We start from the raw sequence: 11,253 nt of genomic DNA on the forward strand, positions 1-11,253 counted from the left end.
GCTGTTATTGAAAGTAGATCCGGTTGTAAACCAGCCAGCAGGGGGCGGCCATTCTGATATTTGTTTATGAAATTACGTTTCTTTATTTATGTGATCGGCGTAACCGGTTTCCGTCATCTCTCGGCAGGCTCTGCCGGGCGGGAGAAGGGAGGAATAAATAGGGCGCATAAATGAACTGGCTGCGTCCTATTTATCAAGTGCCGGGATTAATCGGAGGAGGGTACGCGCCAGTTGTCGTAATAGATGTGTTCTGCCTGGAAATTGACCTCTTCCCGCTTGCCGGTCAGCCGCCAGGCGAGGTGGAAGGCGAAGTCAAACGCAACGCCCAGCCCCTTGCCGCTGATCAGGTTGCCATCCTCTACCACCGGCTGGTCAACGTAGGTGCCGTCCGTCACGTTTTCATGGAGGTCGCCGGAGCAGACATAGCGCCGCCCCTGCAACAGCTGGTTGCCACCGAGCACCCGCGCTGCCGCGGAGCAGAGCGGGCAGATCCAGCGGCCCGCGCGGTCGTGGCGGCGGATCAGGTCGAGCACCTCGCCGTTGGCAGCCAGATTGACGGTGCCCTGCGGCCCGCCGGGCAGCACCACGGCGTCAAACAGCACGCCTTCGCAATCTGCCAGCAGCGCGTCGGCGGTGACGGAGAGGCCGTGGTAACTCACCACCTGGCGATCCGGTTGGCAGGCGAGGGTGACCACTTCCACCCCCAGCCGTTGCAACACATCCAGCACGATCACCGCTTCCGCCTCTTCAAAGCCCTCGGCTAACAAGATCGCAACACGTTTGCTCATGTTCACTCCTTTTCAATCGGTAATAGGGAATAAACCGAGCATAACAAACGCCTTTTTAAAAATGGAACGCTGTTTTATAAATATACGAGAGGGATCGCAAAAGTGCCCGCGCGGGCGGGCAACCGATCAGGAGTGGTTGGAGCGGGATCGCGCCGAGCGGCCGAGCAGGTACTTCACCAGCAGCACCGCCGCGACGATCGCCACCAGCCCCAGTACCACCGAAAATGAGTTGTCGAAGGAGCGCAGCAACCCCTCGATGAAGTGGCCGCAGAAGTAGCCCAGCAGCACCCAGACCAGCGCCCAGAGGCAGGCCCCAAGGATATTGATGGCGACAAACCGCGGCACCGGCATCCGGCTGGCACCGATAATCAGCGGGCCAATCAGCCGGAAGCCATACATAAAGCGCACCCCGAGCACGAACAGCAGCGGATGGTGGTTAATCAGTTGGTTGGCACGCTCAATCTGCGCCTGCCGCCGTTTGAGTTTGCCCAGTAGCGTCGGGCCAAAAGCCCGCCCAAGGAAAAACAAAATCTGGTCGCCCAAGCAGCCGCCCAGCGCCACCACCGCCAGTACCCACGGCAGCTTCAGCAGGCCGTGGTGAGCCGCGATGCCGCCCAGCAGCGTGATGGTCTCCCCCTCCAGCAGGCAGCCGGCCAGCAGCGCCCAGTAGCCATACTCAGTAATAAAGTGTGCGATATCCGGCATACTTCTCCTTAATGCCCTAAAATTGCCTGAAAAATAAACTCATTGACGGGAGCAATACAAAACAGAGATAACAAAAGCTTAGACAAGGATTATCGGGAGGGCGATGCCGCCCCCCACGCCCCCTATCCATCAGGAGTCACCTATGTCGCAACCCCTGTTTACTTTGTATGTCGATGATCGCTATCTCAGCCCTTACGCCATGTCAGCGTTTGTCGCGCTGACGGAGAAGGGCCTGAATCTGGAGCTGGAGACCCTCTCCCTCAGTCAGGGGGAGCACCTGCAACCGGCCTACGGTACGCTGTTGCGCACGCAGCGGATCCCGGCGCTGGTGCAGGGGCGGTTCCACCTCTCTGAATCCTCTGCCATCAGTGAGTATCTGGAGGATCGCTTCCCGGCACCGGACTACCCGCGCCTCTACCCGGAAGCGCTGGACGATCGCGCCAAGGCGCGCGAGGTGCAGGCCTGGCTGCGCAGTGATTTGGCGGCGCTGCGCAATGAGCGCCCGACGGAGGTGATTTTTACCAAGATGCGCGGCGAGCCGCTGACGGCAGAGGGACGGCAGGCGGCGACCAAGCTGTTCCGCGCCGCGGAGGCGCTGTTGCCGGAGGGGGAGGATTACCTGTTTGGCAGCTGGTGCATCGCGGATACCGATCTGGCGCTGATGCTCAAGCGGCTGGTGTTGAATGGTGACACGGTGCCAGACCGGTTGGCGCGCTACGCCCGCTTGCAGTGGCAGCGCCCCTCAGTGCAGCGCTGGCTGGCGTTGCCGCGCGAGTAACCGGCGCTGCGCGCGCCGGTTGTGGCCTCACACCGTGCCGTTGCCGCCGTCCGAGCACCAGACCTGCCCGGAGGAGTAGCTGGCCTCCTGTGACGCGAACAGCACGTAGAGCGGGGCGATCTCCACCGGCTGGCCGGGACGGCCATAGGGGGTGTCGCTGCCGAACTGCGTCAGCTTCTCCTGTGTCTGGCCGCCGCTGGGTTGCAGCGGTGTCCAGTAGGGGCCGGGGGCCACGGCGTTGACGCGAATGCCCTTCTGCGCCACCTGCTTGGCCAGCGACTTGGTGAAGGCCACGATCGCTGCCTTGGTGGAGGCATAGTCCAGCAGCGCCTCGCCGGGCTTGAAAGCCTGCACCGAGGCGGTGTTGATGATCGCCGCGCCGGGTTGCAGGTGGGGCATCGCCGCCTTGGTCAGCCAGAACATCGCGTAGACGTTGGTTTTGAAGGTGGTGTCGAACTGCTCGCTGGTCAGGTCGAGGATGGAGTCCACGGTCTGCTGGTGGCCCGCATTATTGACCAGAATGTCCAGCCCGCCCAGCTTCTCCACTGCCTCACTCACCAGCCGTTTGCAGAAGGCCTCATCACGCAGATCGCCAGGGATCGCCACGGCATTGCGCCCCTCGGCGCGGATCAGATCGATCACCTCACGTGCGTCCGGCTCCTCCACGGGCAGGTAGTTGATGGCGACATCGGCCCCTTCGCGGGCATAGGCAATAGCGGCGGCGCGGCCGATGCCGGAGTCACCGCCGGTGATCAGCGCCTTGCGGCCCACCAGCTTGCCGGAGCCGCGATAGCTGTTCTCACCGTGGTCAGGGCGCGGCTGCATCTTGCTGGCAAGGCCGGGCGGCTCCTGTGGTTGACGTTCAAAGGGCGGTTTGGGGTACTGGTCGATCGGGTTCTTTTTGACTGCCAGCGGCACGGCCTGCCCGCTGCTACTGCCTGCCGGCGGCACCGCGGCCTGCGCCACGCCCGGCAGTGTCATGCTGGCAGCCACCCCGCCCAGCATCCCGCCCACGACCTGCCGCCGTGAGATACCTTTCTTGTCTGTCGGTTCCATCTCCTACCTCCTTACGGTGTCGAAAGTTGCCCGGCCTGACCGTGCAACCGAGGGACATAACCTCGTTAAGGATAGTGGGGATGTGATATGCGTCCATAAATTAAGCAAATCGATGCAACGCCGCCACGCCAGATAGGTGGCCCGCCAGCCCGCGGCGCTAGAGCGTCTTTGAGAGGTAGAAGCGCTGGTGGTAGGCCGCGTCCGGCGACTCCACGTCTGTTAGGTACTCCTCCAGCGCCATGCGGCACTGGTAGCCGTTGCGCTCATAGAACGGGCGCGCCTGAAAGCTGAAGGTATCGACCTGCGCGAAGCGGCAACCGCGCCGACGCGCCTCCTCCTCCGCCTGTTGGATCAGCTGGGTGCCAATATCCTGCCCGCGCAAGGTGGGATCGACCCAGAGAAAATCGATGCGCAACCAGTGGCCGAGCGTGGAGCCAGACAGTCCTGCCAGCCGGTTGCCACGGTTGTCGGTCAGCATCACCGCCAGCTCCTGCATTTTGGCCTCGCCAAGAAAGGGCGTGTTGTAGGCGCGCAGGCCATTTTTGATCGCTTCGATGTCATCGGGCTGGGGAGTGGCGGTCAGGGTAAATTTCATTGGGCATCCTTATTCCATGAAGGGGAGGGAGGGCCGGGCGCGGGCGCTCCCTGAGCCATCCAACATATAAGCCCGCGCCGCAACGCGCAACCAACGGATGATCCCGGCGCGCGGGAGTGGAAAGCGGCACGAAAAAAAGCGTGAGGATGAACGGGTCATCCTCACGCTTTTTGTGAAGCGGGTGGGGTTATTTATACAGCTCGGCGGTGCCATGCAGCTTGTTGTTACCGGTCACGGCGATGATGCGGTAGGAGGAGGCACCGGCCTGCTGGGCCTTGTCTGCCAGTCGCGCTTCCAGGCTGGTCAGGTCGCTGGCGTTGGCCGCGGAGACCACGCCCAGTTTCTCGCCGTTGTCTTGCGAGGTCAGGGTCGCGGCTTGGGCAACAGAGGTCAGCGCGGCAAAGGAGAGGGCGGCGGCTACAGCAAAATATTTGACGTTTTTCATGATGGGTTTCCTTTAAATTTGGCGGTCACATTTCGGGCTGGCAGGGCGTTCCCTGTCGATGAGATAATCATAGTCCGGTGGATGCAGAAACAAAAACGGGATGTTTTGAGGAACTCATTCAAAAAATTTGGATTAAAATTTAAGCGTTTTTACCGCGGCCTGACGCAGCCTGACGAAGGCGTGTGATAAGCGCGGCCAGCGCGCGATTGGGGAAGAAATAAGCGCCTACATGCTGATTTCGGGCACATTTCCCGACGCCTGCTAGACTTGATTTTGTTGCACGCCGGCGGAGAGCCGCCCGGCGCAGGAGAGCAGACATGCGGCAGCCGTGCGCCTGTTCGGTGCCGATGTCCGGCTAAAGACACTGTTGGAGGAGTCTATGGGAATTTTATCTTGGGTTGTTTTTGGCCTGATTGCAGGCATTCTGGCTAAGTGGATTATGCCGGGCAAGGATGGTGGCGGCTTCTTCCTGACCATCGTTCTGGGGATCGTTGGCGCCGTGGTCGGCGGCTGGATCAGTACCCTGTTCGGCTTTGGCCGCGTAGATGGTTTCAACTTCGGCAGCTTCGTGGTGGCCGTCATCGGCGCGCTGGTGGTGCTGTTCATCTACCGCAAGGTACGCAGCTAACGCCGCGACACGCATTGGAAAGCCCCGCCCCGGCGGGGCTTTTTTATGGCCTAAATCGCCACCAGACCGCGCACGCCATCGGCCTCCATCTGGTCGCCGCGGCCACGCTGCACAATGCATCCGCGTGACATCACCAGATAGCTGTCCGCCAACCCGGCGGCAAAGTCGTAGAACTGCTCCACCAGCAAAATCGCCATGTCGCCGCGCGCCGCCAGAGTGCGGATCACCTGGCCTATCTCCTTAATCACCGACGGCTGGATGCCCTCGGTCGGCTCATCCAGAATCAGCAGCTGCGGCCGACAGGCCAGCGCGCGGCCAATCGCCAACTGCTGTTGCTGGCCGCCGGAGAGATCGCCGCCACGCCGCTGCCGCATCTCCCACAGTACCGGGAACAGGTGGTAGATCTCCTCCGGCACCGCTTTCGCCTGCTTGCCGGGAAAGCGCGCCAGCCCCATCAGCAAATTCTCCTCCACCGTCAGGCGCGGGAAGATGTCGCGCCCCTGCGGCACATAGGCGATGCCCGCCTGCACCCGCTGGTGCGGCTTGCGCTGGCCGATGCCCTCGCCCTGCCAGCGGATGGTGCCGGAGCGCGCTGGCAGCAGCCCCATCAGGCACTTCAGCAGGGTGGTTTTGCCCACGCCGTTGCGCCCCAGCAGGCACGTCACCTCGCCGATGCGCGCCTCAAACGAGAGGCCACGCAGGATGTGGCTGCCGCCGTAGTACTGGTTCAGTTCATTGACCTCTAACATGCCCGCCCCCTAACGCCCAAGATAGACCTCAATCACCTGCTCATTCGCCTGCACCTCGCGCAGCGATCCCTCCGCCAGCACCCGGCCTTGGTGCAGCACCGTCACATGGTCGGCGATGGTTTCGACAAAGCCCATGTCATGCTCCACCACCATCAGCGAGTGGGTGCCAGCCAGCGTGCGGAACAGCTCGGCGGTGTACTCGGTTTCGGCGTCGGTCATGCCCGCCGCCGGCTCATCCAGCAGCAGCAGGTGCGGCTCCTGCACCAGCAACATGCCAATCTCCAAAAACTGTTTCTGCCCGTGGGAGAGCAGCCCGGCCGGGCGGTGGCGCTCCGCCGCCAGCCGCAGGGTGCCGAGCATCTCGTCGATGCGGTCGCGCTGCTCGCCGCTGAGCCGGGCGCGCAGGCAGGCCCACACGGACTTGTCCGCCTTCTGCGCGATCTCCAGATTTTCGAACACCGTCAGCGCCTCAAACACCGTCGGCTTCTGGAACTTACGGCCAATGCCCGCGCGGGCGATGGCGATGGGTTCCAGCCGGGTCAGGTCGGTGCGCTGGTCATAGGTGACGCTGCCGCTCTGCGGCCGGGTTTTGCCGGTGATGACGTCCATTAGCGTGGTTTTGCCTGCGCCGTTGGGGCCAATCACGCAGCGCAGCTCACCGACGCCAATCTGCAAGGAGAGATCCGTCAGCGCGCGGAAGCCATCAAAACTGACGTTTACCCCCTCCAGCGCCAAAATCGGGTCGCGCTGGCGGCGGTGGCGATCAGCCGGTTGCGGCTGGGTGAACAGCGGTTCTGTCGGGTGCATCCTTTAGCCTCCCTTTTTGCGGCGCAGCAGGCCAATCACGCCCTGCGGCAGCAGCAGCGTCACCAGAATAAAGATGCCGCCGAGGAAAAATTGCCAGTACTCCGGGATGGCGACGGTAAACCAGCTCTTCGCGCCATTGACAATGCCCGCGCCCAGCAGCGGGCCGACCAGCGTGCCGCGCCCACCAAGCGCCACCCAGATCGCCGCCTCAATCGAGTTGGTGGGCGACATTTCACCGGGGTTGATGATGCCGACTTGCGGCACGTAGAGCGCGCCTGCCAGCCCGCACAGCACGGCGGAGATCGTCCAGACAAACAGCTTGAAGCCTCTCGGGTCGTAGCCGCAGAAGGTGAGCCGCCCCTCGGCGTCACGCACCGCCGTCAGCACCCGGCCAAATTTGCTCTTCGCCAGCGCCAGCCCAAGCGCCAGACTGGCCCCGAGCAGCAGCACGGTGGCGACGAACAGCCCCACACGGGTGCCGGTGGCGGTGATCGGGAAGCCGAGCAGGGTAGTAAAGCCGGTGAAGCCGTTGTTGCCACCAAAGCCGGTCTCATTGCGGAAGAACAGCAACATGCCAGCGTAGGTCAGCGCCTGGGTCATGATGGAGAAGTAGACGCCCTTGATCTTCGAGCGGAAGGCAAAGAAGCCAAACAGCAGCGCCAGCAGGCCGGGTGCCAGCACCACCAGACAGAGCGCCCAGACGAAGTGCTGGGTGCCAGCCCAGTACCACGGCAGCTCGCCCCACGACAGGAAGGACATAAAGGCTGGCAGGCCATCGCCGGCCGCCTGCCGCATCAGGTACATGCCCATCGCGTAGCCGCCAAGGGCGAAAAACAGCCCGTGGCCGAGGGAGAGCAGCCCGGCGTAGCCCCATACCAGATCCAGCGCGATCGCGACGATCGCATAACAGAGGATCTTGCCAACCAGCGTCAGGGTGTAGACGGAGATCGCCAGCGGGTGGCTGGCTGGCAGCAGCGCGAGGAACGGCAGCACCAGCAGCGCCAGCATCAGCAGGCCGCCGAGGCTGAGGGTCAGGCGCGGCGCGCGGCGGGCGCCGGCCAGGGTCAGTGGTTGCGTCATCAGTCAATCACCCTGCCCTTCAGGGCGAACAGCCCCTGCGGACGTTTTTGGATAAACAGAATAACCAGCGCCAGAATCAGGATCTTGCCCAATACCGCGCCCATCTGTGGCTCGAGAATTTTGTTGGCGATGCCCAGCCCAAAGGCCGCCACCACACTGCCAGCCAGTTGGCCGACGCCGCCGAGCACCACCACCAAAAAGGAGTCGATGATGTAGCCCTGTCCCAGCTCCGGGCCAACGTTGCCCAGTTGCGACAGCGCCACGCCGCCCAGCCCGGCGATGCCGGAGCCGAGGCCGAAGGCCAGCATGTCGATGCGGCCGGTCGGCACGCCACAGCAGGCGGCCATCGCGCGGTTCTGCGTCACGGCGCGCACGTTCAGGCCAAGGCGGGTCTTGTTGAGCAGCAGCCAAGTCAGCGCCAGCACCAGCAGCACAAAGACAATCACCGCGATGCGGTTCCACGGCAGTACCAGATTCGGCAGCAGCGGGATGCCGCCGGAGAGCCAGGCCGGGTTGGCAACCTCAACGTTCTGCGCGCCGAACAGCACCCGCACCGCCTGGATCAGCATCAGGCTGATGCCCCAGGTCGCCAGCAGCGTCTCCAGCGGGCGACCGTAGAGGTGGCGGATCACCGTGCGCTCCAGCGCCATGCCGATGCTGGCGGTGATCAGGAAGGCCACCGGCAGCGCCACCAGCGGGTAGAGCGCCAGCCAGCCGGGCGCGTAGTGCTGGAACAGCGACTGCACCAGCCAGGTGGCGTAGGCTCCGAGCATCAGCATCTCGCCGTGCGCCATGTTAATCACCCCCAACAAGCCGTAGGTGATCGCCAGCCCCAGCGCCGCCAGCAGCAAAATGGAGCCGAGCGACAGGCCGGTGAACGCCTGCCCGAGCAGGTCGCCCACCACCAGCCGGTGGCGGATCTGTTGCAGGCTGTCGGCGGCGGCGGCGCGCACCGTGGCGTCCGGCTCGCGCGCGGCGTCGGTCAGCGGCAGCAGCCGCGCCTGCGTCTCCGGGTCGGCGGCACTGCCGAGCAGCGTCACCGCCGCGCGCCGCACCTGCGGGTCGGAGTCGGTGAGTTGCAGGTTGGCAAGCGCCAGCGCCAGCGCGCCGCGTACGTCGCTGTCTTTCTCCTGCGCCAGCCGGGCGGTTAGCAGCGGCAATTGGTCAGGCTGTGCCTCGCGTTGCAGCGCGGTGGCGGCCTGAAGGCGGGTGGCGGCATCCTCGCTCACCAGCCGGTGGGCAGCCAGCGCGTTGGCGATCAGGATGCGCAGCCGGTTGTTGAGCCACACTTTTTTGGGCGTGCCGACGGGCGTGGCGTGGCCCTCCAGCGGCGTCAGGGTGTCGCCCTGCCGGACGAAGGGCTGCTTCTGCTGGTCAATCACCACGCTCTCCGCGCGCAGGGCCTGCAACAGCGGCAGCCGCGCCGGTTGGGGATCGGCAGCCCAGTTCTGCAACAGCGCCGCCTGCTGGCTGCGGCTGGCGGCGGCAAAGTCCGCGGCGGGGCCAGCCACCGCCAGCCAGGGCAGGCAGCAGAGCAGCCAGAGCAGGGCGCGGCATCGGGAGATCGCTCGCATCATTCTCTCCTCTGGGGCGCGGCCCTCGCCGCGCCCGGTGGGGTTACTGGACGCTGGTCTTCACCGGCGTGTCAGGCTTTTTGTCATTGCCGGGCAGGTAGGGGCTCCACGGCTGGGCGCGAACCGGCGTGTCGGTCTGCCACACCACGTTGAACTGGCCGTTCGGCTCAATTTCGCCGATCATCACCGGCTTGTGCAGATGGTGGTTGGTGGCGTCCATCGTCAGGGTGAAGCCCGACGGCGCGGTGAAGGTCTGGCCAGCCATCGCCTCACGCACCTTATCAACGTCAGTGGTGCCCGCCTTCTCAACCGCCTGCGCCCACATGTGGATGCCGACATAGGTGGCCTCCATCGGGTCATTGGTCACCGCGCCCGCGGCGTTCGGCAGGTTGTGCGCCTTGGCATAGGCTTTCCACTCGGTGACGAACGCCTGATTGGTCGGGTTGTCCACTGACTGGAAGTAGTTCCACGCCGCCAGATCGCCCACCAGCGGCTTGGTGTCGATGCCGCGCAACTCCTCCTCACCCACCGAGAAGGCCACTACCGGCACATCCGTCGCCTTGACCCCCTGATTGGCCAGCTCTTTGTAGAACGGCACGTTGGAGTCGCCATTGATGGTGGAGATCACCGCCGTTTTGCCGCCAGCGGCAAACTTCTTGATGTTGGAGACGATGGTCTGGTAGTCGCTGTAGCCGAACGGTGTGTAGACCTCTTCGATATCCTTGTCCTCTACCCCTTTTGCGTGCAGGAAGGCACGCAGGATCTTGTTGGTGGTGCGCGGATAGACATAATCGGTGCCGAGCAGGAAGAAGCGTTTCGCCTCGCCGCCATCCTCGCTCATCAGGTACTCCACCGCCGGGATCGCCTGCTGGTTGGGGGCCGCGCCGGTGTAGAAGACGTTTGGCGACATCTCCTCGCCCTCGTACTGCACTGGGTAGAAGAGCAGGCCGTTCAGCTCCTCAAACACCGGCAGCACCGACTTGCGTGACACCGATGTCCAGCAGCCGAACACCACCGCTGCCTTATCCTGCGTCAGCAACTGGCGCGCCTTCTCGGCGAACAGCGGCCAGTTGGAGGCCGGGTCAACCACCACCGGCTCCAGCTTTTTGCCGAGCACACCGCCCTTGGCGTTGATCTCATCGATGGTCATCAGCGCCACGTCCTTGAGCGGGGTTTCAGAGATCGCCATGGTGCCGGAGAGCGAGTGCATGATGCCGACCTTGATGGTGTCGGCGGCGCGCACGGTAAAGGTCAGCCCCAGTCCGATCACCGTGGCGGAGAGGGCGAAAGCCCGGATAAAGCGGCGACGTTGCATAGAACTTACTCCTGGTTAAGTGGTGTTAGGGCGCGGGTTGCGCCAGCCTCGCCTCATGCAGCATATGCAGCGTGATCTTGCGGACTTCCGCCTTGCTTTCGGCGATGTGGTTATGCAGCAGGGACTGCGCCTCCACCAGCCGACGCTGTCGGATGGCGTGCAGGATTGCCGCGTGTTCCCGGTAGGTGGCGCTGACGCGCTGCCCCTGGGTAAAGTCGAGCCGCCGGATAATGCGGATCTTCTCCGTCAGCTCGCGGTGGATGCGCGCCATCTCGGCGTTGCCAGCCGCCTCCACCAGCGTGATATGGAACAGCTCGTCCAAGCGCGACACCGCCGCGCCATCGCTGAGCGGTGGCTGATCCACCCAGCGCGCCACCAGCGGCAGCAGCGCGGTGGGCAGCGCCTCCGCTGGCCGGGTGCAGAGCCGCCGCACCGCCTCCAGCTCCAGCACGGTGCGCAGGTCGTAGAGTTGCTCGAAATAGTCGAAGTCGAACGGCCGCACCTGCCAGCCGCTACGAAACAGCACTTCGACGTAGCCCTCGCGCTCCAGCCGGTAGAGTGCCTGACGCACCGGCGTGCGGCTGGCCGCCACCCGCCCGGCGATTTCGCCCTCGCTGAAGCGATCGCCCGGCAAGAGCCGGAAGCTAAGCATCTCCTCCTTCAGTTGCTGGTAGATCCTCTCCGCCAGCCCCGCCGGGCGGGACTTGGCTGCCTGACGCGCCAATTGCATAGC

Annotated in this window: 13 protein-coding genes; 2 read left to right on the forward strand and 11 right to left on the reverse strand. The window is 64.0% G+C overall.

What is annotated here, in order from left to right:
- Positions 1–206: 206 nt before the first annotated feature.
- Entirely contained in the window at positions 207–788 is a 582-nt protein-coding gene (locus C1N62_RS00280) for a DJ-1/PfpI family protein (RefSeq protein WP_137761762.1), read from the reverse strand.
- A 126-nt stretch (positions 789–914) separates the two neighbouring features.
- Positions 915–1,493, reverse strand: a complete 579-nt coding sequence (locus C1N62_RS00285; RefSeq protein WP_137761763.1) for a DedA family protein — start codon at positions 1,491–1,493, stop codon at positions 915–917.
- Positions 1,494–1,635: 142 nt separating this feature from the next.
- Here C1N62_RS00285 and yfcF point away from each other — a divergent pair, with 142 nt between their 5' ends.
- Entirely contained in the window at positions 1,636–2,271 is a 636-nt protein-coding gene (gene yfcF / locus C1N62_RS00290) for a glutathione transferase (protein WP_137761764.1), read from the forward strand.
- 27 nt (positions 2,272–2,298) lie between these two features.
- Here the strand turns inward: yfcF and C1N62_RS00295 are convergent, their stop codons facing one another.
- The 3 genes from C1N62_RS00295 to C1N62_RS00305 all read right to left on the reverse strand — a co-directional run bounded on the left by C1N62_RS00295 (position 2,299) and on the right by C1N62_RS00305 (position 4,367).
- Positions 2,299–3,327, reverse strand: coding sequence for an SDR family oxidoreductase (locus C1N62_RS00295; protein ID WP_137761765.1), 1,029 nt, complete (start codon positions 3,325–3,327; stop codon positions 2,299–2,301).
- A gap of 157 nt (positions 3,328–3,484) precedes the next feature.
- Positions 3,485–3,922, reverse strand: coding sequence for a GNAT family N-acetyltransferase (locus C1N62_RS00300; protein ID WP_137761766.1), 438 nt, complete (start codon positions 3,920–3,922; stop codon positions 3,485–3,487).
- Positions 3,923–4,109: 187 nt separating this feature from the next.
- The gene (locus C1N62_RS00305) at positions 4,110–4,367 is read right to left on the reverse strand and encodes a DUF1471 domain-containing protein (protein WP_137761767.1); all 258 of its coding nucleotides are present in this window, start codon (positions 4,365–4,367) and stop codon (positions 4,110–4,112) included.
- 379 nt (positions 4,368–4,746) lie between these two features.
- Between C1N62_RS00305 and C1N62_RS00310 the strand changes: the two genes are divergently transcribed.
- Positions 4,747–4,995 carry a GlsB/YeaQ/YmgE family stress response membrane protein gene (locus C1N62_RS00310; RefSeq protein ID WP_137761768.1) on the forward strand — a complete coding sequence of 83 codons (249 nt, stop codon included), beginning with the start codon at positions 4,747–4,749 and terminating at the stop codon, positions 4,993–4,995.
- 50 nt (positions 4,996–5,045) lie between these two features.
- Here C1N62_RS00310 and urtE read toward each other — a convergent pair whose 3' ends face one another.
- From urtE to C1N62_RS00340, 6 genes are read right to left on the reverse strand one after another with little or no spacing between them, the layout of a single operon-like run.
- On the reverse strand, positions 5,046–5,744 hold the full coding sequence (gene urtE / locus C1N62_RS00315) for an urea ABC transporter ATP-binding subunit UrtE (RefSeq protein WP_137761769.1): 699 nt from the start codon (positions 5,742–5,744) through the stop codon (positions 5,046–5,048).
- Positions 5,745–5,753: 9 nt separating this feature from the next.
- On the reverse strand, positions 5,754–6,551 hold the full coding sequence (gene urtD / locus C1N62_RS00320; RefSeq protein WP_137761770.1) for an urea ABC transporter ATP-binding protein UrtD: 798 nt from the start codon (positions 6,549–6,551) through the stop codon (positions 5,754–5,756).
- Between the two features lie 3 nt (positions 6,552–6,554).
- Positions 6,555–7,631, reverse strand: coding sequence for an urea ABC transporter permease subunit UrtC (urtC, locus tag C1N62_RS00325; protein ID WP_137761771.1), 1,077 nt, complete (start codon positions 7,629–7,631; stop codon positions 6,555–6,557).
- Positions 7,631–9,205: an urea ABC transporter permease subunit UrtB gene (urtB, locus tag C1N62_RS00330; protein ID WP_137764854.1), complete on the reverse strand. Its 1,575-nt coding sequence runs from the start codon at positions 9,203–9,205 to the stop codon at positions 7,631–7,633. The genes urtC and urtB overlap by 1 nt, the downstream gene beginning before the upstream one ends.
- 43 nt (positions 9,206–9,248) lie before the next feature.
- On the reverse strand, positions 9,249–10,520 hold the full coding sequence (gene urtA, locus C1N62_RS00335) for an urea ABC transporter substrate-binding protein (RefSeq protein WP_137761772.1): 1,272 nt from the start codon (positions 10,518–10,520) through the stop codon (positions 9,249–9,251).
- 25 nt (positions 10,521–10,545) lie between these two features.
- A complete protein-coding gene (locus C1N62_RS00340; protein WP_137764855.1) occupies positions 10,546–11,250 on the reverse strand; it encodes a GntR family transcriptional regulator in 705 nt (234 codons plus the stop codon).
- Positions 11,251–11,253 lie beyond the last annotated feature (3 nt).

Origin of the sequence: Nissabacter sp. SGAir0207, assembly GCF_005491205.1 — a bacterium.
In the GTDB taxonomy this organism is placed as follows: Bacteria; Pseudomonadota; Gammaproteobacteria; order Enterobacterales; family Enterobacteriaceae; genus Chimaeribacter.